Origin of the sequence: Teredinibacter haidensis (assembly GCF_014211975.1) — a bacterium.
In the GTDB taxonomy this organism is placed as follows: Bacteria; Pseudomonadota; Gammaproteobacteria; order Pseudomonadales; family Cellvibrionaceae; genus Teredinibacter; species Teredinibacter haidensis.
Genome location: NZ_CP060084.1, coordinates 2,305,539 through 2,332,170 on the forward strand (window position 1 = coordinate 2,305,539; position 26,632 = coordinate 2,332,170).

Annotated in this window: 24 protein-coding genes; 4 read left to right on the top strand and 20 right to left on the bottom strand. The window is 48.5% G+C overall.

All coding sequences use genetic code 11. From position 1 onward, the window contains the following. Nucleotides 1–16: 16 nt before the first annotated feature. The 10 genes from H5715_RS08885 to gyrA form a co-directional block, all read right to left on the bottom strand. Nucleotides 17–976: a FecR family protein gene (locus H5715_RS08885; protein ID WP_075185489.1), complete on the bottom strand. Its 960-nt coding sequence runs from the start codon at nucleotides 974–976 to the stop codon at nucleotides 17–19. Further along, the gene (locus H5715_RS08890) at nucleotides 973–1,479 is read right to left on the bottom strand and encodes an RNA polymerase sigma factor (protein ID WP_075185490.1); all 507 of its coding nucleotides are present in this window, start codon (nucleotides 1,477–1,479) and stop codon (nucleotides 973–975) included. The genes H5715_RS08885 and H5715_RS08890 overlap by 4 nt, the downstream gene beginning before the upstream one ends. Further along, a complete protein-coding gene (locus H5715_RS08895; RefSeq protein WP_075185491.1) occupies nucleotides 1,480–4,020 on the bottom strand; it encodes a TonB-dependent siderophore receptor in 2,541 nt (846 codons plus the stop codon). A gap of 182 nt (nucleotides 4,021–4,202) precedes the next feature. Further along, a complete protein-coding gene (locus H5715_RS08900) occupies nucleotides 4,203–4,400 on the bottom strand; it encodes a hypothetical protein (protein WP_075185492.1) in 198 nt (65 codons plus the stop codon). A gap of 176 nt (nucleotides 4,401–4,576) precedes the next feature. Next, nucleotides 4,577–5,989 carry a sulfate adenylyltransferase subunit CysN gene (gene cysN, locus H5715_RS08905; protein WP_075185493.1) on the bottom strand — a complete coding sequence of 471 codons (1,413 nt, stop codon included), beginning with the start codon at nucleotides 5,987–5,989 and terminating at the stop codon, nucleotides 4,577–4,579. A 90-nt stretch (nucleotides 5,990–6,079) separates the two neighbouring features. Beyond that, nucleotides 6,080–6,991, bottom strand: a complete 912-nt coding sequence (gene cysD, locus H5715_RS08910; protein WP_075185494.1) for a sulfate adenylyltransferase subunit CysD — start codon at nucleotides 6,989–6,991, stop codon at nucleotides 6,080–6,082. Between the two features lie 81 nt (nucleotides 6,992–7,072). After that, nucleotides 7,073–9,301, bottom strand: coding sequence for a bifunctional prephenate dehydrogenase/3-phosphoshikimate 1-carboxyvinyltransferase (locus tag H5715_RS08915; protein WP_075185495.1), 2,229 nt, complete (start codon nucleotides 9,299–9,301; stop codon nucleotides 7,073–7,075). Continuing rightward, the gene (gene cysC, locus H5715_RS08920) at nucleotides 9,285–9,878 is read right to left on the bottom strand and encodes an adenylyl-sulfate kinase (protein ID WP_075185496.1); all 594 of its coding nucleotides are present in this window, start codon (nucleotides 9,876–9,878) and stop codon (nucleotides 9,285–9,287) included. Before cysC ends, H5715_RS08915 begins: the two co-directional genes overlap by 17 nt. Nucleotides 9,879–9,907: 29 nt before the next feature. After that, nucleotides 9,908–11,029, bottom strand: coding sequence for a prephenate dehydratase (gene pheA / locus H5715_RS08925; protein WP_075185497.1), 1,122 nt, complete (start codon nucleotides 11,027–11,029; stop codon nucleotides 9,908–9,910). A gap of 17 nt (nucleotides 11,030–11,046) precedes the next feature. Further along, on the bottom strand, nucleotides 11,047–13,614 hold the full coding sequence (gyrA, locus tag H5715_RS08930) for a DNA gyrase subunit A (protein ID WP_075185498.1): 2,568 nt from the start codon (nucleotides 13,612–13,614) through the stop codon (nucleotides 11,047–11,049). A gap of 210 nt (nucleotides 13,615–13,824) precedes the next feature. Here gyrA and H5715_RS08935 point away from each other — a divergent pair, with 210 nt between their 5' ends. Genes H5715_RS08935 through H5715_RS08950 form a run of 4 tightly spaced genes read left to right on the top strand, consistent with a single transcriptional unit; the run spans nucleotide 13,825 to nucleotide 17,348 of the window. Beyond that, nucleotides 13,825–15,159, top strand: a complete 1,335-nt coding sequence (locus H5715_RS08935) for a TRZ/ATZ family hydrolase (protein ID WP_075185730.1) — start codon at nucleotides 13,825–13,827, stop codon at nucleotides 15,157–15,159. Nucleotides 15,160–15,161: 2 nt separating this feature from the next. Next, on the top strand, nucleotides 15,162–15,881 hold the full coding sequence (gene ubiG / locus H5715_RS08940) for a bifunctional 2-polyprenyl-6-hydroxyphenol methylase/3-demethylubiquinol 3-O-methyltransferase UbiG (protein WP_083608009.1): 720 nt from the start codon (nucleotides 15,162–15,164) through the stop codon (nucleotides 15,879–15,881). Beyond that, nucleotides 15,878–16,540: an HAD family hydrolase gene (locus tag H5715_RS08945; RefSeq protein WP_075185500.1), complete on the top strand. Its 663-nt coding sequence runs from the start codon at nucleotides 15,878–15,880 to the stop codon at nucleotides 16,538–16,540. The genes ubiG and H5715_RS08945 overlap by 4 nt, the downstream gene beginning before the upstream one ends. A gap of 43 nt (nucleotides 16,541–16,583) precedes the next feature. Then, a complete protein-coding gene (locus H5715_RS08950; protein WP_075185501.1) occupies nucleotides 16,584–17,348 on the top strand; it encodes a YciK family oxidoreductase in 765 nt (254 codons plus the stop codon). A 16-nt stretch (nucleotides 17,349–17,364) separates the two neighbouring features. On the opposite strand, the gene H5715_RS08955 is transcribed toward H5715_RS08950, so the two are convergent. From H5715_RS08955 to H5715_RS09000, 10 genes are all read right to left on the bottom strand, one after another. After that, nucleotides 17,365–17,901, bottom strand: a complete 537-nt coding sequence (locus tag H5715_RS08955) for a hypothetical protein (protein ID WP_075185502.1) — start codon at nucleotides 17,899–17,901, stop codon at nucleotides 17,365–17,367. After that, nucleotides 17,891–18,313, bottom strand: coding sequence for a DUF2802 domain-containing protein (locus H5715_RS08960; protein ID WP_075185503.1), 423 nt, complete (start codon nucleotides 18,311–18,313; stop codon nucleotides 17,891–17,893). Before H5715_RS08960 ends, H5715_RS08955 begins: the two co-directional genes overlap by 11 nt. Next, complete coding sequence (locus tag H5715_RS08965; RefSeq protein WP_075185504.1) at nucleotides 18,310–18,792, bottom strand: chemotaxis protein CheW; 483 nt, start codon at nucleotides 18,790–18,792, stop codon at nucleotides 18,310–18,312. Before H5715_RS08965 ends, H5715_RS08960 begins: the two co-directional genes overlap by 4 nt. A gap of 139 nt (nucleotides 18,793–18,931) precedes the next feature. Then, nucleotides 18,932–19,864, bottom strand: a complete 933-nt coding sequence (locus H5715_RS08970) for a chemotaxis protein CheW (protein ID WP_075185505.1) — start codon at nucleotides 19,862–19,864, stop codon at nucleotides 18,932–18,934. After that, complete coding sequence (locus tag H5715_RS08975) at nucleotides 19,861–20,667, bottom strand: ParA family protein (protein ID WP_075185506.1); 807 nt, start codon at nucleotides 20,665–20,667, stop codon at nucleotides 19,861–19,863. Before H5715_RS08975 ends, H5715_RS08970 begins: the two co-directional genes overlap by 4 nt. An 84-nt stretch (nucleotides 20,668–20,751) precedes the next feature. Beyond that, nucleotides 20,752–21,618 carry a flagellar motor protein MotB gene (locus H5715_RS08980; RefSeq protein WP_075185731.1) on the bottom strand — a complete coding sequence of 289 codons (867 nt, stop codon included), beginning with the start codon at nucleotides 21,616–21,618 and terminating at the stop codon, nucleotides 20,752–20,754. A gap of 22 nt (nucleotides 21,619–21,640) precedes the next feature. Further along, entirely contained in the window at nucleotides 21,641–22,381 is a 741-nt protein-coding gene (locus tag H5715_RS08985; RefSeq protein ID WP_075185507.1) for a flagellar motor protein, read from the bottom strand. An 11-nt stretch (nucleotides 22,382–22,392) separates the two neighbouring features. Next, complete coding sequence (locus H5715_RS08990; RefSeq protein ID WP_075185508.1) at nucleotides 22,393–23,529, bottom strand: protein-glutamate methylesterase/protein-glutamine glutaminase; 1,137 nt, start codon at nucleotides 23,527–23,529, stop codon at nucleotides 22,393–22,395. Between the two features lie 26 nt (nucleotides 23,530–23,555). Then, complete coding sequence (locus H5715_RS08995) at nucleotides 23,556–25,745, bottom strand: chemotaxis protein CheA (RefSeq protein WP_075185509.1); 2,190 nt, start codon at nucleotides 25,743–25,745, stop codon at nucleotides 23,556–23,558. Between the two features lie 77 nt (nucleotides 25,746–25,822). Next, nucleotides 25,823–26,617: a protein phosphatase CheZ gene (locus tag H5715_RS09000; protein ID WP_075185510.1), complete on the bottom strand. Its 795-nt coding sequence runs from the start codon at nucleotides 26,615–26,617 to the stop codon at nucleotides 25,823–25,825. Nucleotides 26,618–26,632: the final 15 nt, after the last annotated feature.

Consider the following 26,632-nt stretch of genomic DNA (forward strand, 5'->3'; position numbering starts at 1 on the left):
CAGATTCATTAGGCACCTACGGCACCTGTAGAAGAAACTCATTTTCAGCAACGCTGTAGCTAACTTTTAAACCAAGAGCGCTCGCCAGGGCCTTTAGTTTGTTCTCGTTTTCAGATAACTGGATAACGGCGGTTACCTGCTTGCTCCCCAGTGATTCATCTGCAAGCCGAATTTTGCCCGCATGGTAACGCTGTAATTCATGGATAACCTCCGTTAGTGGCTGCCCCCGAAAAATAAGCTGCCGCTTACGCCAGGACAGCATGGAATGAGCATCGACACTTTTCGGTTTTTCGCCTTTTGCTACACTGGCAAAGCTAGCCAGCTGATTACGCCTAAGCTGGACTTTGGCATTAAACTGGTTTTCCGACCTTGATCCCAACGCAACCAACCCTTCCAGAACTGTAACCTGAGCTGTTTGCCCCGTTTCCTGAACGGAAAAGCGGGTTCCCAATACTCGGACTACACCGCTTGGGGTAATAACGTCAAAGGGGCGGCTCGCGTCTTTAACTACATCGAAAAAGGCTTCTCCTTCGTCCAAATAAACAGTACGGCTACCATTCGTTATTTTCACGCGTATACGAGACTGCGTATTAAGCGTTATGGTAGAGCCGTCCTTTAGCGGCACACTTAACTGTTGGCCAACGGCGGTATGAAACTGGTGACTTTCCGTTTTATTCCCCATGCTATTGAATATAAACAACACACCTAGCAATACAACTGCGCAAGCCGCCACCCAGCTCGTAGCGGGCTTCCATCCTGAGCGCGATGACTTTCCTTCGGGAATGTCTGCCAATACTTCACCCCGCTCCCACAATTTTTCTGCCTTTATGTAGGCCGCCTGATTAATTGCCGAGGCTTCCAACCATTGCCAGAACATTTGCTCTTCACTTTTTGATAGATTTTTAGACTGCAGACGAGCAAGCCACCGAATGGCGGCTTCTTCGGCAACCACAAGAGAGGAACGATCGGCGCTCATATCGCACCTCCTATGTCCAAATGGGTTTTTAAATGTTTCAGTACACGAATAATGTGCTTTTCTACTGTGCTTTCTGCAATATTCAGCTCTGCGGCGATCGCCCTATAGCTCTTACCTTGCTCACGGCTTAACAGAAATGTTTTACGATACTTTTCGGGAAGTTCATCGATACTACGCTTCAAAGCCAGAATATCCTGCTTCGCCATGACAGAACGCTCCGGGGAAATAGTGTCTTCATCCGTTGTGTGTTGCATTGCCGTAAGCTGCGCACGCCGTTTTTGGTTGCGGATCCTGTTTAGCGCCAAATTGCTCGCTGCCTGGTAAAGGTAGGCTCGGGGATTATCGAGGGATTCAAAATTGTCGGCTCGCAAAATGTTGTGGAAGGCATCCTGAATAATATCTTCGGCATCGGCATGATTCTTCCTGAATTTTCGAACAATTGAGCGCAGCAGCTCTGGCTGACAGCTTTCGTACAACTCTGTTAACGGGTGTTTGACATTCATTTAAAACTCCACTTGTACAGATGCCATCATAGATCGTCCCACTGCTCGGTTCTCTCTAACACCACTTAGCAATGCGGTGTAGTAACCCTGGTCTAACAGGTTTTTTATTGCCACCTTTATATTCAGCTTTGCATCCTGTAAATGCATTTGATATTTACACCCAAGATCAAACGTCGTGTAGGGTTCCAGATAGTAAGTGTTGTCATCATTCGCATAGCGCCCACCAACGAATTTGTAACCCAAACTAAAATCCAATGCTGAACTGAGTTCATAGTGGGCAAACAGGCTGGACGTTTTTTTTGCGGCAAGTGCCTGCCTATTCCCCTTGTTTTCACCGTTGAGAATTTCTGGCGAGAGTATCGCAGCAGCACCGACCAGGTTGATTGAATCGTACAATCTAAGGGTGAAATCGAGATCTACTCCACGAGAAAATTGTCGATTATTGGTCACTGAAGTCCTAACCCCCTCAATCACTCTCAACTCGGCAACATTCCATTTGCCTATTTCGAATGCAGCTACTGAAGCAAGGAGCCGATTATTGAATAGTCGTGTTTTTATTCCAATTTCAGTTTGTTTGGACAACTCGGGCTCGTCAACTTGATAGAGGCTATCGTCTAACTGATAATTTGGCTTTAAGCCCTCGCTGTAATTCGAAAAAAACGAGTTATTGTGATCAATTCTAAAGACCAAACCTGCCTGCGCGGATAATTTTCTATGCGTATTTAACCTTGTAGAAATATAGTTTGTGGTATCGGTATAATTTCCTTCTGTCATGGTATAGCGTGCACCGAAGGAAGCCACCAGCCGATCACTTAACTCTACGCTGTCTTGCATAAACAACCCAACGTCAGAATAGGTAAGTGTATTTTGGTACTCTTCTAGAAGCCCTATATTTTCACTGGAGGCTAAAATGGTATTGAGTATATTTGAAAGCTCTGCTTCCAATTCGAGCCCATTCCAACTTTGATTCGCAAAAACATCTCTTACCTCGACCACGTAGCGCGTATCGACTTCCTGTCGATGAAAGTCAAAACCGAAGGTAGCATGGTGATCCCTATCAAACAGAGAAAATGCCCCCTCCAGGCTAGTGTTAAAGCTCAGCGCATTTTCTTCAGCATCTTCATCGTATAGGCTGCGAATGGGCGCTATCTCGTAGCGCCATTCATCGCGAGCTATATCAAGCACAACCGCAATAACCGCCTGCCCTCCGGGGGCAAATATTAATAAATCTTCCCCTAGCTCTTCTTTGCGAAATAAAATATCGGTACGCAATAGCTGCTCGCCCGTTGTTCTTACGCCATAGCGGAATTCATTTTGCCACCCAGTTCTTGCCCGCAAACGCCAGGTTGGAGAAAGGTAATGATTAAGCTCTGCTGTGAGTAGGTTAAAGTACGCAGAAAAACCCTGCCTTGCCTGCGGAACAACTTCAGCCAATGTTGCTCCCGGAAAAAAATCACCATAGGAACGAAAAACGTCGAAATCCCGATCCCCGGTAAATTCAGAATATTGATAGTCGTAACGAAGCGAGAATTGGGTATTGTCATTTTGAGCCCAGCTTACTGCGCCTGAAAATAGTTGGCTAAGTAAATCGCTGTTATCACCGAGTTCCCGCTGCTTATCATTGGCCATTATCGCTCGATACTGAATAGCTGGGGTGCTCTCAGGGGACACATTAATATCGACATCGGCAGACAGGTGGTCACCAGAGCCCATACCAACATCCACCCAAAGGTGATTCTCTTTTAGAGGCTGTTTTCGAACAATATTTAATGTTCCACCCGGCTCCCCTTGGCCGTAGAGTATGGTGGATGGCCCTTTTAATATTTCTATACGCTCTACATTCGCGGGCACTATTTTTACACCTGTACTATCCCCCAAACGAAAGCCATCCAGAAAAGTCGCATGCCGGGGAAAGCCTCGAATCAAAATATCATCATTGCTATCGGCAACACCATCGCCCGGTGTTACGCTGCTAGCGAACTTCACAATCTCTGCCAACTCTTCTGCTTGCTGGTCATTGATTAGACTACTGGGCAGTACATTAATAAAACGAGCAGAGTCGAAGTAAGGGATTTCCCCATGTAACTGCGTGCTGGAGATGGTGTTATAACGAAATGAATGGGAAGCACCGAAGACCAGCGTTTCATCGATCTGATCATTAAATTTAGCTTCGCTGGCGAGCGGCTCAGGGCTATTACTTGAGGAGGCAGGTGATGGAGTAAGGCTGTAACTATTCGAACTCTGGCTGTAAATATAGGCTAAATCCGCTTTTGCCAGCAACTGAGCTAATGCAATATCGACCGTACGAGGACCCATAATTGGCGTAGCGAGTTTTTTTCGGATCAACGCCTCATTCGCAATAATTGTGATATCGGCCTGAACAGCAAATTCAATTAGCGCAGACTGTAGCGATTGTCCCGGAAGGTCAAAGTAGCGTATATCCTTAACCGCTGTATCAGCATAAGCGTTTACAGCGCAATAACCTAACCATCCAAAGCGAAATACAATACTAAAGAACCAATTACAACGTGTTTTTTTCATTATTATCAATCACGAACAACAACAGTAAGGGTAATTATGCCGTGATTTGCATGGTTTGCGAACTTCAATTTATCAATAATAAACAACAACTGTGTTACGCAAGCTCTGAGATGCACTAAAGAATATTTTTACCTTTGTCTTGACCCGTAATAGCGGCATCTATCCCTTTTAGGTTTGGCTGGTCAGCGGGCTAAATTAACGTTCATTTTCGAGGCCGCCATTTCGACCACTGATCTTTTTATAGCCAGCGGTGCCTTGGCAGCACCGGTTGTTACGGGAATGGATAAAAGCACGCAAAATACAGCCAACGCTAACAACGCATTGTAGATATCTTTAAAAACAAATCTAGCTGGTGCTTTAGCTACTAAACATTCAACCATGTTACTCCCCTTTTGCGTTTCTATAATAATCCACCCGCTCGAAGGATAAGTATAGAAAGAGGCTCGTTTTTTGACTGTAGGATATAGGGATAAATGAGTGTAGGAATTTGCCGTTTTAAGCTGCAAGCATAAAAAACGCCGGCATTGCCGGCGTTTTAACAACTAAAAAAAGGCTCTTATAGTTTTGAAATGTCTTTCGCATCCCAATGCGGAAAATGTTTCCGTACAAGCGCATTCATCTCCAGTTCAAACTCCGAAAATTGCGATGTGCCTGAGTGCTTAGCTTCCAGCGGATTAATAACCATACCGGCACCAACCGTAATGTTTGTCATACGGTCAATAATAATGAACGCACCTGTAGCACGGTTTTGCTGGTAAGGGTCGACAACCACTTTTTGCTCTAGCTGAACATCCACTACGGCAATATCATTCAGTTGTATTTCATTCGCTTCAGATTTTTCGAAGGTATTAACATCAATCCGGTACTCAACATCGGAAACAAACCCCGAGGTAACCTTACTGGCGAATTTAAATAAATACTGTTTGCCCGGTGCCATCGTCGCTTCTGCCATCCACACCAGGTGGGCACGCATACGGTCAGTAAAGGCCGGAGTAGCATCTGCGTGAACGATCATATCGCCGCGACTGATATCAATTTCATCTTCCAGTGTTAGCGTTACAGACTGATCAATAAAGGCCTGATCCAGCTCGCACTCATAGGTGACAATTGATTTGATTTTACTGGTTTTCTCCGATGGATACACTTTTACCAAATCGCCCGTTTTCACAACACCTGAAGCAACGGTTCCACAAAAACCACGAAAATTGAGATTGGGGCGATTAACATACTGGACGGGGTATCGAAAATCGTGAATATTTTTGTCTGCAGCGACTTCAACGAATTCCAGAATTTCCATTAAGGATCGCCCGGAATACCATGGGGTGCGCTCGCTGATATTGACAACATTATCCCCATCCAAAGCTGACATGGGTACAAAATGTAATTCAGCATCGTTCAAAGATTTGGAAAGCTGCAAATAATCGGCTTTAATTTCTTCAAAGCGCTTCTCATCAAAGCCCACCAAATCCATTTTATTAATGGCGACCACAACGTGCTTAATGCCCAGCAAGGATGCGATATAGGAATGGCGGCGCGTTTGCGTTTGCACACCATAGCGCGCATCGATAAGTATGATGGCTAGATCACAGGTAGAAGCGCCTGTTGCCATATTGCGGGTGTACTGCTCATGACCTGGAGTATCGGCAATAATAAACTTGCGTTTGGCAGTAGAGAAATAGCGGTAGGCTACATCAATAGTAATGCCTTGCTCCCGTTCAGCCTGCAAACCATCTACCAACAGTGCAAGATCTAGCTTTTCTCCAGTTGTACCGTGCTTGCTGGAATCGGAGGCAACAGCGGCCAGCTGATCTTCGTAGATCATTTTTGAATCGTGGAGCAAGCGTCCAATTAAGGTGGATTTACCATCGTCCACACTGCCGCAGGTTAAAAAACGCAGCAGCTCTTTCTGTTCATGTTGAGCGAGATATTCATCGATATCGCTTTCGATTAATTCTGATTGATGAGACATATAATAAAATTTCTCCGAAATTTTTGGAACGCTGCTTCGTCGTTTTTAGAGTACTTCGCTTCGCTCGTTGCAGGAGCGCCAGACGTTGACTTAAAAATACCCTTCCTGCTTTTTCTTCTCCATAGACCCGGCTGAATCGTGATCGATAACACGGCCCTGGCGCTCGGAGGTTTTTGTTAGCAGCATCTCTTGAATAATTTCCGGCAGGGTTGTTGCTGTGGATTCCACAGCACCCGTTAGCGGATAACAACCCAAGGTACGGAAGCGAACCATTTTCTCTTCTATCTTTTCGCCCTCTTCAATGGGCATACGCTCATCATCAACCATGATAAGCACACCGTCTTTTTCCACAACTTTACGCTTGGCCGCAAAATAGAGCGGAACAATAGGAATATCTTCTAGGTGGATATATTGCCAGATATCTAGCTCAGTCCAGTTGGATAAGGGGAACACACGTATGCTTTCGCCTTTATCGACTTTACCGTTGTACAGGTTCCACAATTCTGGACGTTGGCTTTTGGGATCCCAGCGATGATTCTTATCACGAAAAGAGTAGACTCGCTCTTTCGCCCGGGATTTTTCCTCGTCCCTGCGTGCGCCACCAAAGGCGGCATCAAAGCCGTATTTATCTAGGCCCTGCTTTAGACCCTGGGTTTTCATAATATCGGTGTGCTTGGCGCTGCCGTGAACAAACGGGCTGATCTCCATATCCACACCTTCCTGATTGATATGCACAATCAAGTCCCAGCCCAAATCTTTGATTCGCTGTTCGCGGAACTGAATCATTTCTTTAAACTTCCATGTCGTATCCACATGCATAAGCGGAAACGGTGGCTTACCGGGCGCAAAGGCTTTCATGGCCAAGTGCATCATTACTGCGGAATCTTTTCCCACGGAATAAAGCATTACAGGGTTATCAAACTCCGCCGCAACTTCGCGAATGATATGAATGCTCTCCGCCTCAAGCTGCTTGAGGTGTGTCATGGTGTATTCGTTTGACATGAAATAGTAACCTAGTTGTATCTGATAGTAGCGCCGGCATCCCGCCGAAGGACGGAAATTATAATGTTTTAACGCTCGAAATTAAGAACAATTTACTTCTAAGCTTATTCCAACCTTTTTCGCCAGTTCAACGAAATTTGGGAAGGATGTTGCCACATTCGCGCAGTTATTCACGCGAATTTCGCCAGATGCTCGCAGTGCCGCAATAGTAAATGACATCGCAATTCGGTGATCGTGGAAGCTTTCTACTGATCCTCCAGTCATTTTCCCACCGTTAACCACAATACCATCGGGCTTTGTTTCGCAGTCAATACCCAGAGAGGTAAGACCGTCAGCCATGGCTTGAATACGGTCCGTTTCTTTCACGCGCAGCTCTTCTGCACCGGTCAATACTGTTTTCCCATCGGCACAGGCCGCTGCGATCAGTATGGCGGGGAACTCGTCAATAGCCAGAGGCACCTGCTCTTCCGGGATTTGAATTCCTTTTAAAGGTGCATACTGCACACGAATATCGGCTACCGGTTCACCGCCCACTTCGCGCTTATTCTCAAGCTCTACATTGGCCCCCATTAGCGTCAGAATATTGATAACACCAATACGAGTAGGGTTAACACCTACGTGCGTGAGCGTAATATCTGAACCGGGACAAATGGCGGCAGCCACCATAAAGAATGTGGCCGAGGAAATATCTGCAGGAATATCGATATCCGTTGCCGTAAGTTTACCACCGGAAGCGACCGTTACTTTATTCCCTTCGCGCTGCACACTGTAACCAAAACCACGCAGCATTCGCTCGGTATGATCTCGCGTTGGAGCTGGCTCCGTTACGGAACTGGCACCATCCGCGTACAGACCTGCCAGCAACAAACAGGATTTTACCTGGGCGCTGGCCATCGGCATGTCGTATTCGATGGCTTTTAATTTAGAGGCGCCGTGAATTTTCATGGGTGGGCGCCCCTCTTCAGCTGTATCGATTACAGCGCCCATTTCACGCAGCGGATTAGCCACACGATTCATTGGGCGCTTGCTTAAAGAGATATCACCGGTTAGTTCGCTGCTAAAGGTTTGGCCAGCAAGAATACCCGATAACAAACGCATGGACGTACCGGAGTTGCCCACATAGAGCGGCCCAGTAGGCGCTTGCAACCCATTTAGACCCACCCCATGCACGGTAACTTTACCTTTGTTGGGGCCCTCGATAACAACACCCATATCGCGAAAAGCTTGCAGTGTTGCGAGCGCATCTTCGCCTTCTAGAAAGCCTTCAATATGAGTTACGCCTTCCGCCAGTGAACCCAGCATAATCGAGCGGTGAGAAATGGATTTATCACCAGGAACACGAATTTTTCCTTTAACACTGCCGCCAGGCGCAACAGTATAGACAACATTTTTTTCTTCGGAGTTTTGCATAGATTTACTATAAGCTCTGTGCTCTAACATTTTGGTGAATCGATCCCGCGCAAACTTTGCGCGGGTAAAGACACCGGTGATTTCGGTGGCGTTTTCCTGGTCGATAAACGCACGTAAACGTGAAAGATTGGACGCAAACAAATCGATTGCATCAATTACGCTGTCTTTGTTTGCGAGCATTATATCTCGCCACATAATGGCATCACTACTGGCAATACGGGTGAAATCCCTAAACCCTCCTGCAGCATAACGGAAAATGTTTTCATTTTGACTATCGTGGGCGAGCGTATCAACCAGCGAAAAAGCAATAACATGGGGTAAATGACTGGTGGCTGCCAAAACATTATCGTGGTCGTCCACATCCATTTCCAGCACTTCAGCTCCTACCCATTCCCACATAGAGCGCACGGCTGCCACCGCTGCCGGAGCGTTTTCCTCTACAGGAGTAAGAATGACACGGTGGCCAATATATAAATCTGGATTGGAGGCCTCTACACCACTTTGTTCGGAACCCGCTATGGGGTGGCCCAAAACAAAATTCGGGGGGAAATACCCATAAATATCTTTTACGTCTTTACGCACACTACCTTTAACGCTGGCACCATCCGTAACAATGACGTCGCCATTCACGCTGTTTTTAATCGCCCGCACAATACCACCTACGGTTAGCGTGGGTACCGAGATAAAAATAATGTCGCCTTTCCCAAGCTCGCCAGCAATTGAAGCCAAGTCTGTTGTTGCTTGATCAACAATTCCCATAGACATTGCTTGACTACAAGTTTCCTCTCTGCGAGCAACGCCAATAATTTTTTTGCATACGCCAGCCGCCCTTAAGCCCGCCGCAAGGCTGCCGCCGATCAAGCCCAGGCCAACAATAACAACTTTATTTAATTCGGTCATGAGCTATCAAATAATCAATAATTTGTTTAACGCAGGCTTTTATGCTTTTTTGTGCGGTGTTTAGTGAAACCTCCGCGTCTTCGGGTACTTCATAGGGAGAATCTATTCCCGTAAAGTGCTTTAAATCGCCGCACCGAGCTTTTTTGTATAATCCTTTAGGGTCGCGCGCCTCACAAACGGTGAGTGGTGCCGACATGTAGACTTCTATAAATTCTCCAGGAGCAAAAAGCTCTCTCGCAATTCGTCGGTCTGATCGAAAAGGGGAAATAAAAGCACTTATGACAATCAGCCCTGCTTCGACAAAAAGGCGAGACGCTTCTCCGATACGACGTATATTCTCTTCCCTGTCCGCATCGCAAAACCCCAAATCCTTACTTAGGCCGTGACGAACATTATCGCCATCAAGAATATAGGTATGCTGCCCTCGCCTATAAAGCTCCAACTCCAGTTCGTTCGCAATGGTCGATTTACCAGCCCCGCTCAAACCTGTAAACCAGATCAGGCAGGGTTTTTGCCCTTTTTGCTCGGATCTTTGCTGTTTAGTGACAACATGATCTTGCCAAACAATGTTAGCCATACCAGTTTCCGATGGAGAGTTCACGCAGACTACAAAACGCCCTTGGGGTAAGAGCCTAATATTTTTAAATCGGACACGTTCTTTGCAACATCCTGAAGAGCCGCCTGAACAACGTTATCCTGCACATGGCCGGAAAAATCGATAAAGAACACATAGTTCCATGTTCCAGTGGGCGAAGGGCGCGTCTCGACACGGGTGAGATCAATTTTGTGATGATGAAATGGTTCTAATAGGTCGTGTAGAGCACCGGGCTCATTGCGGGTAGAAACCACCAAAGACGTTTTATCATTGCCGCTCGGGCCAACATCTTCAGAGCCAATAATTAAGAAGCGCGTGGAGTTGTCGGGCTGATCTTCAATGTTTTGGGCGTAGCTTTTTAGATCGTAGAGTTCGGCGGCAATCTCACCAGCAATCGCTGCCGCATTCCACTCGCCCTTTAAACGACGGGCGGCTTCCGAGTTGCTGCTGACAGCGATGCGCTCGGCTTGCGGGAAGTGCGCATCTAACCATTTACGGCATTGAGAAAGCGACTGCGCATGAGAATATACACGCGAAATATGCTCTGTGCGGGTGATATCGGAAACCAAAAAATGATGATGAATACGCAGCACAACTTCGCCGCAGATCTTTACACTGCTGGAAAGAAAGTTATCCAGGGTGTGAGTTACAACGCCTTCCGTGGAATTTTCCACAGGCACGACACCGTAATGGGAAGCACCCGAGGCTACTTCACGAAAAACCTCATCGATTGCCGAGAGGGAAACCGCCTGCGCAGAATGACCAAAATGCTTCAGTGCCGCCTGCTGAGTATAGGTGCCTTCGGGCCCCAGATAAGCAACCTTTACCGGATTTTCCAGCGCCAAACACGCCGACATGATTTCGCGAAACAAGCGCGCGTATTCTTCATCGTGCAACGGCCCCTTATTGCGAGCCATTGCCTTGTGCAGCACCTGCGCCTCTCTTTCCGGGCGATAAAAATTGGGGAATGCCTCTCCTGCATAGCGCTTTTTGATTTCTGCTACATTTTGCGCACAGCTCGCCCGGGCGCTGATGAGGTCACCGATTTGTGTATCAATGGCATCAATCTTATCGCGCAGTTCAGCCAGTTCTTGCTGCTCCTGGCTGTTTGGAGTTTGGTTGTTATCGCTCACGTATTCTAACTCCAGAGTTACTCTTCGGTGTCTATCTCACCTTCGGGCGCATCATCTAATTGCTCGGCAATTCGTTCGACACCAACAATATGCTCGCCATCTTTCACACGAATCAGGCGCACGCCTTGCGTATTACGACTCAACACAGAAATCTCGTCACAGCGAGTTCTTACCAAGGTGCCTTGGTCGGATATCATCATGATCTCATCGCCATCAAACACTTGTGTTGCACCCACCAGCTCGCCATTGCGATCGGAGGTTTGCATGGCGATCACCCCCTGAGCACCACGACCTTTTGTGGGAAAATCGCTTACTTCGGTGCGCTTACCGTAGCCATTCGCGCTGACGGTTAACACCTTTCCATTATCGGAGGGAATCAGCATGGCAATAACGCGATGCTCTTCGTTCATTCTTATACCTCGAACGCCACGGGAAACGCGTCCCATTGAACGCACTTGCGCTTCCTCAAAACGCGCAGCCTTACCGCTAGAGCTCAGCAGCATAATATCTTTACTGCCGTCGGTAATGGAGGTTCCTACCAAGTGGTCGCCTTCTACCAGATCGATCGCGCGCAGACCTACGGAACGCGGACGAGCAAATTGAGGTAACGGCGTTTTCTTCACTGTGCCATTAGATGTGGCCATAACAATAAAGAGGTCTTCATCAAATTCGCGTACTGGCAGTATCGAGGTAATGCGTTCACCCTCTTCCAATGGCAATAGATTTACCATTGGGCGGCCGCGAGACTGGCGACCCGCAACAGGGATTTGGAAGACTTTCAGCCAGAATACCTTGCCCGCATTCGTGAAGCAGAGTAGATAGTCGTGAGTGCAGGCAATCAGCATATGCTCGACGAAATCTTCATCTTTCACCGCTGTTGCCGCTTTACCCATTCCACCCCGACGCTGCGCCTGGTAGGCATCCAGCGGCTGAGTCTTGGCGTAGCCACCATGGGAAATGGTGACCACACGGTCTTCTTCGGTAATCAGGTCTTCTACGGTTAAATCCTGCTGGGAATGCTGAATATCGGTTCGGCGCTCATCGCCATACTCTTCTTTTACAGCTTCCAGCTCTTCACGGATAACTTCCATTAAACGCCCAGGGTTACCCAAAATTTCGAGATATTCGGCAATAAGCTTCAGTTTTTCTTCGTATTCCCCAAGCAGCTTATCGTGCTCCATACCGGTCAAGCGGTGCAAACGCAGCTCAAGAATGGCTTGAACCTGCGCCAACGAAAGATAATAGAGGCCATCACGCAGACCAAACTCATCACCAAGCTCATCTGGTTTACAGGCATCGGCGCCAGCACGCTGTAGAAATTGGCTGATGGTTTCGGTACCCCAACCACGAGCCAGCAATGCTTCACGGGCTTCCGCGGGAGATGGCGATGCCTTGATCAGAGCGATTATTTCATCAATATTCGCAATGGCAACCGCTAAACCTTCCAGCACATGACCACGTTCGCGGGCTTTGCGCAGCAAGTAAACTGTACGGCGCGTAACAACCTCGCGGCGATGAGTGACAAAATGCTCCAACAGTTCCTTCAGGTTAAGCACTTTTGGCTGATCGTTTACCAGGGCAACAACGTTGATACCGAACACGCTCTGCAACTGGGTCTGGGCGAACAGATTATTGAGCACCACATCGCCCATCTCTCCTCGCTTGATTTCGATAACCACGCGCAAACCGTCTTTGTCCGACTCGTCACGAATTTCGGAAATACCTTCTATCTTCTTGTCTTTTACCAGCTCGGCGATTTTTTCGATCAGGCGGGCTTTGTTTACCTGGTACGGAATTTCGTTAATGATGATGGTGTCACGGCCGGTTTTCTCATCCGTTTCCACATCGGCCTTCGCACGAACGTAGATGCGGCCACGGCCGGTACGGTAGGCCTGAATAATACCGGCGCGACCATTGATAATGGCGCCGGTAGGAAAGTCTGGCCCCGGGATATACTCCATCAGCTCATCGATGGTGATGTCCGAATTATCGATAAGGGCCAAGCAGCCCTGTACCACCTCGAAGAGGTTGTGCGGCGGGATATTGGTGGCCATACCAACGGCGATTCCAGAGGAACCATTAACCAGCAAGTTAGGCACACGAGTGGGCAGCACTGCCGGAATCATCTCGGTACCATCGTAGTTGGGTACAAAGTCGACGGTTTCTTTATCCAGATCGGCCAACAGATCGTGAGCCAGCTTCTTCATGCGAATTTCTGTATATCGCATGGCCGCCGCACTATCACCGTCGACGGAACCGAAGTTGCCCTGACCATCAACCAGCGTGTAACGCAAAGAAAAAGGCTGCGCCATACGAACGATAGTGTCGTATACGGCCGAATCACCATGAGGGTGATATTTACCGATTACGTCACCCACCACACGGGCCGACTTTTTATAGGGTTTGTTCCAATCGTTGTTCAGCTCGCTCATCGCAAACAGCACACGACGGTGTACAGGTTTCAAACCATCGCGCACGTCTGGTAGAGCTCGCCCCACAATTACGCTCATCGCGTAATCGAGATAGGATTGCTTCAGTTCGTCTTCGATGTTTACCGGTAGAATTTCTTTTGCAATATCGCCCATGAATGTCTCACCCGCTGTGCGGGATATGCCTTATTGTTGTTGGCGCCCCAGGCTGTCCTGGCTCGCGATCAAATAAACGGCGAATACTACCACAAAATCAATGCGATAAGCACGCTGAGAGGCCACCACGGCCCCCTGATTTACAGGTATACTGGCCTCCCGAACAATTCCTTGGCTTTGCGGCCAAACAACATACGATCTGTACGCAATATGACCAACAAAATCCCTGTAGACCTGTCCCTCGACGCCTCGTGGATACTGCCCGTTATTCCCCGCGAGAGGGTATACAGCGATTGCAGTCTGCTAATAAAAGACGACTGTATTGTTGCGATTGTTCCCAGCGGGAAAGTTGAAGAACAGTACATCCCCCGCAGCCGGGTTGATTTAGGCGCCCAACTGCTGATGCCAGGGCTGATCAACTGCCACGGCCACGCCGCCATGACGTTATTGCGGGGTTATGCGGACGACCTACCTCTCGAAACCTGGCTGAACGAGCATATCTGGCCGGCAGAATCCCAGTGGGTTGATGAAGCGTTTGTGCGCGATGGCAGCCGGCTGGCCATTGCTGAAATGATGCTTTCCGGCACGACCTGTTTTTCCGACATGTACTATTTCCCGGAAGCCTGTGCCACAGCGGCCCACGAAGCAGGTATGCGCGCCCAGATCGTTTTCCCGGTGCTCGACGCTACCAACAACTGGTCCAAAGATGCCGACGACGCCATAAACAAGGGCTTAAAGCTGCGGGATAAATACCGCTCTCACCCGCTAATAAAAATCGGCTTTGGCCCCCACGCGCCCTACACCGTTTCCGATACAGCTCTGCAGAAAATCGCCACTTATGCGGAAGAACTGCAAGCGCCGATACAAATTCACTTACACGAAACTGCAGACGAAATAGAAAGGGCCATCGGCCGCACCGGCATGCGCCCTATTCAGCGCCTGCAGGATTTAGGGCTGCTGACACCCCTTACCCAGTGCGTCCATATGACGCAACTCGACGCGAACGATATAGACATCCTTCAACTGAGTGGAGCGCACGTTATTCACTGTCCGCAATCCAATATGAAACTGGCCAGTGGCAACTGTCCGACTCAAACCTTGCTCGACAACACTATCAATGTCGCACTGGGTACCGATGGCGCTGCCAGCAACAACGATTTGGATATGTTTGCCGAATCCCAGTCTGCCGCCCTTTTAGGTAAAATGGTTGCCGGAAACCCATTGGCTATTGATGCTGCCACTGCCATCGAAATGTCCACAATAAATGGCGCGCGAGCTTTAGGCATCGAAGACCAGGTTGGCTCGCTGGAACCGGGAAAACAGGCCGATATCATTGCCATAGATTTTTCGGGTGTCTCCAGCGCCCCTCTCTACAACCCTTTGAGCCAATTGGTTTACACAGCTTCGGGCAGTCGAGTATCCAACCTTTGGGTAGCCGGTGAACACCTAGTGCAAGACTATGCACTGGCCAGAATGAATTCTACCGAGCTAAAAAACCATGCCCTGAAATGGCAAAACACTATTCAAGGACACGACGGAGAGTAATGATGAACACGACTACCGCCACCCAAAACGTCGATGAAAGTGAAATTGCCAAATTTGAGCGCATGGCTAGCCGTTGGTGGGATTTAAATGGTGAATTTAAGCCCCTGCACGACATCAATCCCTTACGCGCGAACTATATTGACGAACGCGCAAAAGTCGCTGAAAAAAATGTACTGGATGTTGGCTGCGGTGGCGGTATTTTATGTGAAGCCCTCTACCAACGAGGCGCCAACGTTACCGGTATTGATATGGGTGCAGCGCCACTGGAAGTGGCCAAACTTCACGGCTTGGAATCTGGAGCCAAGGTGGAATACCTGCAAACAACGGCAGAGGCTTTTGCACAGGAAAGCCCAGAAACTTTCGACACACTCACTTGCCTGGAAATGCTTGAGCATGTACCCGATCCGGGCAGCGCCATTAAGGCCTGTACCAGACTACTGAAACCCGGTGGCGACATATTCTTCTCGACCATTAATCGCAATCCAAAAGCCTATGGGTTTGCCATATTGGGCGCAGAGTATCTCTTAAAGCTGTTACCCAAAGGCACCCATGAATACAGCAAATTCATTCGCCCTTCCGAATTATGCGCCTGGGCGCGCGATGCCGGATTGGTGGTCGAGGATATTTGCGGGATTACCTACAACCCTTTAACAAAAAAATATCGTTTAAACCCCAACGATGTCGATGTTAATTATCTGCTACACGCAAGAAAAGTAAAATGACTTTAGCCGCTGTATTTTTTGATCTGGACGGTACCCTGCTGGACACCGCTCCCGACCTAGCCAATGCATTGAACACCCTGTTACTCTCCAGGGAGCAAGAACCCCTGCCCTTCGAGGTTATTCGTCGAGTTGTGTCCGATGGGGCGAATGCCATGTTGAATCTGGCGTTTGGAAAAACGCCGAAAGATGAAGGCTTTGATGAGTTACGAAGCGCGCTATTACAGTTTTATCTGCAGGATCTCGCTTCCCTCACAGAGCCCTTTAACGGCATCGAAAATTTGTTAGCGCAAATCGCGTGTGCCGATATTCCCTGGGGTATTGTCACTAATAAACCTTGGGCCTATACCGAACCATTGATGGAGTCTTTCGAATTTCTCTCTGCTCCCACCTCCATTGTGTGCCCAGAGCACGTTAATGAACGTAAACCCGCTCCCGATGCCCTCTATCTCGCCTGCCAACAGGTGAGTTGCGATCCCGCCGATGCAATCTATATCGGCGACCACCAGCGTGACATTCTCTGCGGCATCAATGCCGGCATGCCTACCATTGCCGCAGGTTATGGCTATATCAATGCAAATGATCACCACGAAAACTGGAATGCCGACCATTCCGTGAACAACGCCAGCGAGATCTGGCCCATTCTTAAGGCATACTTGTAGACACCTGTAGCAGGCCTTAAAAATTCAGATCAGGACCACAATTATGATCGACTCCAAAACTCTCGCTCACTACCAGCCACCGGAAAATTTATTACAGAATAAAATTATTCTAGTTACCGGCGCCGGTGACGGTATTGGTAAAGCGGCCGCTTTTGCTTTTGCCGAGGCAGGCGCCACTGTCATATTGTTGGGCAGAACGCTGACAAAGCTTGAAACCGTTTACGATGAAATCGAGGACAACAACTGGCCTAAACCCGCCATCATCCCCATGAACTTTGAAGGTGCTGCCGAGCAGGATTTTATTGAAGTGTGCAATGTACTGGAAAATGAATTTGGTCGTGTCGATGGATTGCTACACAACGCCAGTGAACTCGGCCCGCGAACCCCGATAGCCAACTACTCACTGGCAGAATGGCAAAAAATCTTTCAGGTTAACGTCACTGCGCCATTCGTTTTAACCAAAACGCTGTTGCCACTGCTGCAAAACTCCGGAAGCGCCAGCGTTGTATTTACCGGTTCTGGCGTAGGCATCCAGGGCCGTGCTTTTTGGGGCGCCTATGCAGCCTCCAAAGCGGCAACTGAAAACCTGATGGAAACGCTAGCGGACGAATTCGATGGTAAAAAGTCGATTCGAATCAATTCCATTAATCCCGGCGCCACCCGCACAAAAATGCGCGCCACTGCATACCCTGCTGAGGATCCATCAACACTCGCTACGGCAGAAACATTGATGAATCGTTATTTATTTTTGATGGGGAAAGACAGCGAAGGGGTAAACGGCCAACAGTTTAATGCCCAGCCAAAATAGGTTGGGCAGCCCTGTTTTACAGGCTAATGCCCTTCTGCTCAATAATGGGCTGTGGCATTAGACTTTGATCGGAATAATTTTCTGGAACACCTTCCGGAATCGGCGTAGTCGATGGTGGCGTGTCCACCGCCTTTATCTCCGCCTTGTTTTTTTTGGGTTTGCCAAAATAACGGTCGACCTGTACTTCCGAAAACGCATCTCTCCAGTGACGCCTGACAACAGCCTCTTCATAAAATACGTGGAAATATTCCACCTCGCGTTTTTCGCCGTTATAGCGTAACAACACCAGTAGATCTGCGTGCTTTTTATGTGCGCGGGTTAAGCGATAGGTAGAGATCTGCTTGCTACCAGGCCCCTGCTGTACGATTAGCGGTTTGCCCAACTGTGATTCAATCCAGTGCTCGGTGGTTTTACCACGGCGAATTTCATAAAAAAAATCATCAGGTATTCGACCTTCCGCATCATTAAAGGACGTTGTCGTGGAAACAGAACAGGACGCCAGAAAGGCGACTGAAAAAATAACATAGAAAAAGAATAACCGCTTATGCCACATGTTCGCGCGCTTGTTTGTGCAACATTTGCATTAGGCCAATCTCAGACGCTGACAGGCCACTGTTTGCGGCGACGGTTTGAGCATCAATCCCCTGCTCTATCAATTTCTGAGCCTGAGTGTAGGAAAACTCCAGATCACTTTGTCGAATATCGTGCTGCTGTTCCTGAAGGCTATGCAGCTTTTTTTCGAGGGAAATTAGACGCTGGCCAAGCCCCAAAGACCCGGAGCTCATTAAACCCGCCTGCTTTTCCATTATTTGCAGCTTGGTCGCTAACTGCTGCAGTTCCCTGCGGCTGCCAACGTAGGACACAACCACCATCAGCATTGCCAAAATGGCAACGAGAAGAGCGCCAATGACCAACCAGGCCAAAACCGCTGAATCTCCACTGAAGTGTTGTGCCAAAAAACTCATGCTTCTATCTCAGCCCACTCGTCGTCCGTCAATAACTTGTCCAACTCGATCAGAATCAGTAGCTCCTTGTTCTTGTGACAAACGCCCTGGATAAATTTAGCGCTTTCTTCGTTGCCAACGTTGGGGGCTGTTTCGATTTCAGATTGGCGCAAATACACCACCTCCGCAACGCTATCAACCAATATGCCCACCACGTGGCTATCCGCCTCGATAATTACAATACGGGTATTATCAGTAACTTCACCCGGCGGCAGCGCGAAACGCTCACGCGTATCGATTACCGTAACGACGTTACCCCGCAGGTTGATTATGCCTATAACATAACTGGGCGCTCCGGGGACGGCGGCAATTTCGGTGTAACGCAAGACTTCCTGCACTTGCATTACGTTAACCCCGTAGGTTTCACCGGCCAATTTAAAGGTAACCCACTGGAGTACAGGATCCTCACTGGATTTATTCATGCTGGAATTTGTTGCCATTGATTCTGTTCCTCATGCCTATTGCAATACAGCAGGCGTCAATATTCAGCCTTGCGGCGTCAGATATACCTTTTAATATAGTTAACAGCAGCTTCTATGCCAGCAAATAGCCGTTTTTTTTAACCTAGCTCAAGCGCGTTTAAGTCTTTTGTTCTGATGCCTGAAGCATAGCTCCCATTTGGGGGATATCGATAAGAGCACACATGGCGGACTTTACCGTACCTGCCAACCATGGTCGGCTGGTACGCTGTGTCCTCCACTTGACCTCATCCGGGTCCAGAGAGATGGGTTGGTTCACCGAATCTACCGCCAGCCCCCAGGGCAACCCATCAATTGAGATAACGTATTTTGCCGCCCCGAGAAAAGAGTCTGAATATTTTTCCGGCATCACGAAAAGCGCTGTGTTCAAAGTCCGTATTTGCCCGTTTGGCGTATTCAGTAAGCCCATAAACCAATCGGACTGACCAAAAACGGGCGTGAGTTCATCACCAATATTTTGTATCTGCCCCAGTGCAATCAGCGGCACCGCCAGTGTTAGACCCGAAACCTCAAATAGAAGCACATCAAAACGTTGCTGCGCCCACTGCGGCCTGCCATTTTCCGCCCACTCCAACACGGCATTAACGCTTTCTCTCAATTCGCCTGCGGGCTGTTCTAGCGCTGGCTCGGTAAGCTCAGGAGACCCTAGTTTTATCCGCATTTCCTGTTCAATTTTCTGCTCTGGAGAGAGCACCTTTACCTTGACCTCTGTCTGCAACTGCGGAGTTTTTTCTGGCACAGGTATAGATAAATCTGGCATACGCTTGGTTAGCAAGGCCTGGAGTTGCTTGCGCTTCAATGCCTCCAGCTCTGCCAACTTAGCAACGGGTTGCTCTGCTACAGGTCGCTTATTAACCGGCTTGGGCTGAACCCGAAGAGAACTGACCTCAGGAGGCTGAAGTGGTTTCTCTGACAGTTGAACAGAAGAGGGCTTAGCGTTAACTTTTGGGTTATCTTCAACCGCAATGTCGTCATCCCGCAACAGTTCGGTAAAATAATCCAGCAGAGAATCCTGATTACTGCCGTCACTCATAACTCACCACCACTGGTCGCCGTTTTTTTACAAACTTTTCCGCCGCTCTCCAAAAACTGAAACAAGGAACGGTAAGCCAACACACTGCGGGATGAAGCATCAAAAAGATGCGGTGGCATACCCGCTTTACTGGCATCGCGCAAACGGGTATCAATGGGTATTTTCCCCGCCCACACCTCTTCGCCGAAGTTATTACGAATTGTACGCAGGCTGGTCACACTGGCCTGTGTTCTTCGATCATACATGGTCGGCACAATGTGGTAATACAATTCGCTCTTGCGCGAACGTTTCATCATATTCAGGGTATGTAAAATTCGCTCCAAACCTTTGATTGCCAGGAATTCGGTTTGCACGGGAATAATTAATCGACTGCAGGCGGCGATCGCGTTCACCATTAACACCCCCAACTGTGGCGGGCAATCTATAATCGCCAGCTCATACTCGTCGAAAATAGTCGATAAACTTTTGGACAACACCAAGCCCATGCCATCACCAATTGCTTTTCTTTCCAGTGTTGCCAGTGGGGTTGACGCTGGTAACACGTGCAAACCCGAAAACGGTGTAGTCAGCGTAATTTTTTCGACCAGGTTATGCGTAATATGCGCACGCTGCTCAAACAAGGTGAAAGTTGATTCAGTGAGGGTGTCCGGATTTTGTCGAAAGTAGCTGGTAAGAGAACCGTGCGGATCGAGGTCGACCAGCAAAACACGCTTACCCTGCTCGGCAGCCAAACCACCAAGAGCAATACTGGTGGTCGTTTTACCCACGCCACCTTTTTGATTTGCGACTGTCCAAACCTGCACGAAGTTACCCGATAAAAAATGTCAAAAATCCAGAAGATAAAAAGCTTTTTCCCACAATAGCCCATACAAGGCAATTACCGTGCCTTACCCTCTTCCTTTTGGGTCACTGGTGAATAACAAGCCTCCGTTAGGGAGTTTTATCGGCTCGATAACGTTTTCCTGAAGCCCTCCTTGCGGTTCTTCCATTGCATCAGGAGCTAACGGCTGCACCTGCTCTTCCATATCCGGCAATATCGCTTCGCCGGATTCAGCCATCACACGCGCCGCGCCTTCCCGAGGTGTTTCTGCCTTGCTGCGCGCAACGCGCAATACCACCCGTCTATTTTTCGCACGCCCCTGTGCAGTTGAGTTGTCATCAACCGGTTGATATTCACCATAGCCAGTAGCCGATAAGCGCGTCGGGTCAACACCGGTGTATGCCAATAAATTGACTATCGCAACGGCTCGCGCGGAAGACAACTGCCAATTACTTTGGTAGCGCTCGGTTCGTATGGGAATGTTATCCGTGTGGCCGCTAACCGCTACGGCATTTTGAAATGGGGCAAGTACGTCAGCGACATCGGCAAATATCTGCTTAGCTTCAGCGCTTGGGTCTGCACTGCCCGAATTGAACAGCAAGTTGGCGTTAATCTCCAGCTCGACCCAGTCTTCATTTCCCCAAACAGACACCGAGCCGTCAATAATCATCTTTTCTAACAAGGTTTCCAGTTCCGCTTCCAGGCTATCCAGTGACACCAGCTCGGTTTGCTGCTGGGCATCTACCGGCTGACCCGCCTGCGAAGAAAAAGCAGACTGAAGCGTGCTGGACAATATACGGTATTTATTCTCGTTGACCTGTGATACGGAGTACATCACCACAAAAAATGCGAACAGCAGCGTAACAAAATCGGAATAGGAGACCAACCAGCGTTCGTGGTTAATTTTGGTTTCTATAGGGTTGCGTCGTCTCATGGCACGTTCCGAAGCGACCACGCTAGTGGAGGTATCCACTTAGTTTCATTTCGATCGCTTTTGGGTTTTCGCCGTCGGCAATAGCAATAATGCCTTCTATCAGCAGCTCACGAAACTGAGACTGTTCTTTAATGCAGGATTTTAATTTGTTGGCGATCGGTAATAATAATAAGTTGGCAAAAGCAACGCCGTAAATCGTTGCCACAAAGGCAACGGCGATACCTGGCCCTAATTCTGCAGGGTCAGCCAAATGCTGCATCACGTGAATCAAACCCATGACAGCACCAATAATACCTATAGTCGGTGCATAGCCGCCCATACTTTCATAAAACTGAACGGCATCGTGATCACGCTGCTCAGCCACAATCAGATCAGTTTCCAAAACATGGCGAATGACATCTGGCTCGCTGCCATCGACCAATAAACGTAAACCCTTTTTGGAGAAGGCATCGCTTTCGCGCTCGGCAATATTTTCCAGGCCCAAGAGGCCCTCTTTACGGGCAGATCTGGCCCAGCCAACTACACGCTTTATGCCCAGCTGAAATTTTTGGCGAGGAGGTTTGAAGATCCATTTAAACAGAGACATTGCCCTGCGTAAACCATTGAACGGGGTTTGCAGTATAGCGGCTCCGAATGTGCCGCCCACGACAATAATCGCTGCAGGACCATTTGCAAGAGAGTTCCATGAGCCGCCTTCCAGGAAGTTTCCGCCGAGAAGTGCAGCAAACCCGATAATAACGCCGAGGACACTAAGAAAATCCATCGAGCCTCCCGCTACAAATCACTGATTAAGCGAGAAGAGAATTCTCCCAAAGACAGAACCTCGTCTGACAAATTGGCTTTAGCAACCGCCGCAGGCATACCGTAAACAATAGAGGACGCCTGATCCTGCGACCAAAGGACAGCCCCCTTGTCTTTTAATATTCGCGCACCATCACAACCATCGGAGCCCATACCAGTCAATACGATTGCCAGCACCTTCTCATGATAAAAATTAGCAATCGAAGCAAAGGTAATATCGACACAGGGCTTGTAATTAACTCGATCATCACCCGCAATAATTTTTATAGCGCTCCCTGTGCGATCTAGCATCATTTGCATTCCACCAGGAGCGATCAAAACACTGCCGGGGGCTAACTTATCGCCACTTTGTGCTTCTTTCACTGTCACTGCCGATAATCTGTTCAAACGTTCGGCAAACGCTTTAGTAAAATTCTCTGGCATATGCTGTACCACCAAAAGGGCGGCGGGAAAATTTGCTGGTAATTGAGTAATAATATCGGAGAGAGCGACCGGCCCTCCGGTTGAAGCCCCAATAACAACTAACTTTACTTTGCCTTTAAGGTTTCGTTTTTCTGAGCGAGGGCGGTGCGGTTGCGCTGCTGATTTTTCTGTTGGTGCAGTTCTGCTGGCTATTCGCTCCCTTAACGCAGCCGTTTTTTCTCTTGCCCGCTGGGAGCGAACGTTTGCTTCGGCGGCTAGCTCATCGGTAGAGCGGACTGGTGCAATGTTTGCCTGACTCGCAAACGTGATAAGTTTTTCGTGTAACCTGCGCTTGAGTAAATCCGAATTTTTTGACACTTCCGCAAAATTTTTCGGAATAAAGTCAACGGCACCAGCATCCAGCGCTTCCAGAGTAATATTTGCGCCTTCATAGGTCATAGAGGAGAACATAACAATGGGTACCGGACGCTCGGCCATAATAGCGCGCACAGCAGAAACACCATCGAGTAACGGCATTTCGTAATCCATGGAGATGATATCGGGCTGCAGACTGGCGGCTTTTTCAATCGCTTCCTGCCCATTAGCCGCTATACCAACAACCTTAAGTTCGGGGCATTCATTAATAATTTCTTTCAAGCGGTGCTGAAAGAAGCTGGAATCATCGACAACTAAAACCTTATATGGCACGAGTCCTCCTCTGCATTTCGATTGACTCAGGCATTGCCCGCATAGCGTTTAAGCATGCTCGGTACATCGAGAATAAGCGCTATTGTTCCATCACCAGTAATGGTTGCACCGGCCATTCCGGGGGTTCCGTGCAACATTTTCCCCAATGGTTTAATAACCACTTCTTCTTGACCAATCAGCGCATCTACAACAAAGCCTACCCGCTTTGTACCCACAGAGACGATGACAACATGTCCTTCTTCTGGCAATCCAACTGACGTATTATTTTTCACTAACCAGCGTTTTAAATGGAAAATGGGAATGGCCTTATCGCGAATGGTGATACATTCCTGTCCATCGACGATATGGCTCTTGGTGAGATCCATATGAAAAATTTCATTCACACTTACTAGCGGTAAAGCAAATGTTTGTCGGCCAAGCATAATCATTAAGGTTGGCATAATCGCAAGAGTTAAAGGCACCTTGATACGAATGCAGGTGCCCCGATCAATTTTCGAATCAATTTCTATAGAGCCGTTTAGCTGGGTGATTTTGGTTTTCACCACATCCATACCCACACCACGACCCGAGACATCGGAAATTTCTTTTTTGGTAGAAAATCCCGGTGCAAATATCAGATTAAACGCTTCGCTATCGCTAAGTCGAGCAGCGGCATCCGCATCGTATAATCCTTTCTCAACGGCTTTTTCACGCAGCATATCGGGATCCATTCCACCGCCATCATCAGAAATAGAGAGCATAATATGATCGCCCTCCTGCTCTGCTGCCAAAATAACTTTTCCGACTCGCGATTTGCCTTTTGCTTCACGTACTGCGGGCAATTCAATTCCATGGTCAACAGAGTTTCTCACTAGGTGAACCAGCGGATCAGCTAGTGCTTCCACCAAGTTTTTATCCAGATCGGTCTCTTCTCCTTCCAGATCAAGACCAATTTCTTTTTTCAGATTACGCGCAAGATCTCGCACCACTCGTGGAAAACGGCCAAACACCTTTTTGATCGGCTGCATGCGTGTTTTCATAACCGAGGTCTGTAGATCGGCTGTTACAACATCCAGGTTGGCCACGGCTTTCTGCATGGACTCATCAGCAGATTCCAGCCCCAGACGTACCAAGCGATTACGTACCAAGACCAGTTCGCCGACCATATTCATAATATCGTCGAGCCGCTGAGTATCGACCCTTACGGTCGTTTCAGCACTGGGGGCAGCCTGCCCTGAAGCTTCACGGGTTTTTGGTGCCGCTGCTCGGACGGGTGCTTTCGCAGCTGCAGGTACTGCCTTAACGGCAGGTTTTGCCTTCTCGGCAGGCTTCGGCGTATGGGCTGACTCCTGCGTTTTTTGCGTTGGAGCGGCTGCAGAAGACTCAGGAACCGTAGGCCCTTTGCCCTTACCGTGTAATTGGTCGAGAAGATCTTCGAACTCGTCATCGTTGATCAACTCAGGCGTTGTTGGGCTGGGCTGTTTCCCCGGCGCTTTCCCCGAACCGTGCAGCTGGTCTAGTAGGCTTTCAAACTCATCCGGCGATATTTCATCGCTATCCAATTTTCCCCTCGTGACGGGTGTCGGCAACACAGGAGAGTCACCAGAGGGGCCTTTACCGCTACCGTGCAGCTGATCCAATAATGCTTCAAATTCATCTTCAGAAATTTCTTCAGAACCGGAAGATGCTACCGGCGCGGATGCCGGCTTCGTTTCTTTAGTCTCGCCGGTGATCGCATCGAGAAAACCTTCAAATTCATCATCGGTGATGTCGATATCACCGCTTCCACTCGCGACCGGCTCCGCACGATCCTCTACCGCTGGAGTCGGCTCGACCACAGCAAGATCTTCACCGGAGACAAGCCTTTCAAGAGCATTAATCAGCAGTGGATCTGCGGGCTCGGGAGTTTCCCGAGCAGACACCTGAGCAAACTGAGCATTTACCGCATCCAAAGCCTGGAGTACAACATCCATCAGCTCTGGGGTCACTTCCCGCTGGCCGTTGCGCAAAATATCGAATAAATTTTCAGTTACATGGCAGCAATCCACCATCGAATTTAACTGCAGAAAACCCGCCCCACCCTTTACCGTGTGAAAACCGCGAAAAATGGCATTGAGCAAATCCCGGTCGTCAGGCTTCTGCTCAAGGTCTACTAACTGTTCAGATAGCAGCTCGATTATTTCTCCAGCTTCGACAAGGAAGTCCTGTAGGATATCTTCATCTTCGCCAAATGCCATTCAATGCTCCTTTAAACCGGCGGTCATTTCCGACCGGTTAACTGTCTATTACACACGTTTAGATTCCAATGATGGACCTAAAACCCCAAACTCGATAACAGGTCATCTACATCGTCCTGCCCCGAAACCACATCATCGCGTCTGTCTGCATGAATTTGTGGCCCTTCGGCTACACTATTGTTCTTTTCTGGGAGACTTTGTTTATCACTCCCTTCGCTCGCCATGCCGGTAACCTGCTCCACCTGACCGGCAATACGCATCAAATTAACCAGCTCATCTTCTACATCGGTGACCAGACTAATCACCTTTTTTAATACCTGCCCGGTCAGATCCTGGAAGCCCTGCTCCAGAATAATATCCTGCAGGGATTTGTTTAGCTGCACAGTACCTTCTTCCATTTGGTCAAGAAAATCGCCCATCTGGTTATACAGTTCTTTAAATTCTTCCTTGGAAATTTCCCGACGCTTTAAACGGTGCCATTCATCGCGTAAACGCGTTGCTTCCTGCCCTAGATTCATCGCGATAGGGGCAACAGCTTCAACTTTATCCATCGTTTTATCAGCCGCTTCCTGCGTCATTCTAATAACGTAGTTAAGTCGACTGGAGGCATCCCGAATTTCCGATTGATTGATTTCGGGAGGCTCGGCTTCTAAATCGGCATCAACATTGAAGTTAACGATTGCATTATGCAGCGCCCGGGTGAGCTGGCCGACACTGGTAAAAATATGTTTATCTCTGGCTTCAACTAACCCGTGTATAAGCGCGGAAGCTTCACCGTAGTTGTCGCTTTGGAGCTTCTCCACAAGGCGAGTAGAGCATTCCTCTAACTGCGACAAAAATTCCTCATTGTGGGAATGTTCATTTATATCCATTGACTGATCCGCCTG

What these genes read in the sequence shown, in the direction of transcription:
- H5715_RS08885 (WP_075185489.1), bottom strand. Translation starts at nt 976, where the DNA reads ATGAGCGCCGATCGTTCCTCTCTTGTGGTTGCCGAAGAAGCCGCCATT.
- H5715_RS08890 (WP_075185490.1), bottom strand. Translation starts at nt 1,479, where the DNA reads ATGAATGTCAAACACCCGTTAACAGAGTTGTACGAAAGCTGTCAGCCA.
- H5715_RS08895 (WP_075185491.1), bottom strand. Translation starts at nt 4,020, where the DNA reads ATGAAAAAAACACGTTGTAATTGGTTCTTTAGTATTGTATTTCGCTTT.
- H5715_RS08900 (WP_075185492.1), bottom strand. Translation starts at nt 4,400, where the DNA reads ATGGTTGAATGTTTAGTAGCTAAAGCACCAGCTAGATTTGTTTTTAAA.
- cysN (WP_075185493.1), bottom strand. Translation starts at nt 5,989, where the DNA reads ATGTCTCATCAATCAGAATTAATCGAAAGCGATATCGATGAATATCTC.
- cysD (WP_075185494.1), bottom strand. Translation starts at nt 6,991, where the DNA reads ATGTCAAACGAATACACCATGACACACCTCAAGCAGCTTGAGGCGGAG.
- H5715_RS08915 (WP_075185495.1), bottom strand. Translation starts at nt 9,301, where the DNA reads ATGACCGAATTAAATAAAGTTGTTATTGTTGGCCTGGGCTTGATCGGC.
- cysC (WP_075185496.1), bottom strand. Translation starts at nt 9,878, where the DNA reads ATGGCTAACATTGTTTGGCAAGATCATGTTGTCACTAAACAGCAAAGA.
- gyrA (WP_075185498.1), bottom strand. Translation starts at nt 13,614, where the DNA reads ATGGGCGATATTGCAAAAGAAATTCTACCGGTAAACATCGAAGACGAA.
- H5715_RS08935 (WP_075185730.1), top strand. Translation starts at nt 13,825, where the DNA reads ATGACCAACAAAATCCCTGTAGACCTGTCCCTCGACGCCTCGTGGATA.
- ubiG (WP_083608009.1), top strand. Translation starts at nt 15,162, where the DNA reads ATGAACACGACTACCGCCACCCAAAACGTCGATGAAAGTGAAATTGCC.
- H5715_RS08945 (WP_075185500.1), top strand. Translation starts at nt 15,878, where the DNA reads ATGACTTTAGCCGCTGTATTTTTTGATCTGGACGGTACCCTGCTGGAC.
- H5715_RS08950 (WP_075185501.1), top strand. Translation starts at nt 16,584, where the DNA reads ATGATCGACTCCAAAACTCTCGCTCACTACCAGCCACCGGAAAATTTA.
- H5715_RS08955 (WP_075185502.1), bottom strand. Translation starts at nt 17,901, where the DNA reads ATGTGGCATAAGCGGTTATTCTTTTTCTATGTTATTTTTTCAGTCGCC.
- H5715_RS08960 (WP_075185503.1), bottom strand. Translation starts at nt 18,313, where the DNA reads ATGAGTTTTTTGGCACAACACTTCAGTGGAGATTCAGCGGTTTTGGCC.
- H5715_RS08965 (WP_075185504.1), bottom strand. Translation starts at nt 18,792, where the DNA reads ATGGCAACAAATTCCAGCATGAATAAATCCAGTGAGGATCCTGTACTC.
- H5715_RS08970 (WP_075185505.1), bottom strand. Translation starts at nt 19,864, where the DNA reads ATGAGTGACGGCAGTAATCAGGATTCTCTGCTGGATTATTTTACCGAA.
- H5715_RS08980 (WP_075185731.1), bottom strand. Translation starts at nt 21,618, where the DNA reads ATGAGACGACGCAACCCTATAGAAACCAAAATTAACCACGAACGCTGG.
- H5715_RS08985 (WP_075185507.1), bottom strand. Translation starts at nt 22,381, where the DNA reads ATGGATTTTCTTAGTGTCCTCGGCGTTATTATCGGGTTTGCTGCACTT.
- H5715_RS08995 (WP_075185509.1), bottom strand. Translation starts at nt 25,745, where the DNA reads ATGGCATTTGGCGAAGATGAAGATATCCTACAGGACTTCCTTGTCGAA.
- H5715_RS09000 (WP_075185510.1), bottom strand. Translation starts at nt 26,617, where the DNA reads ATGGATATAAATGAACATTCCCACAATGAGGAATTTTTGTCGCAGTTA.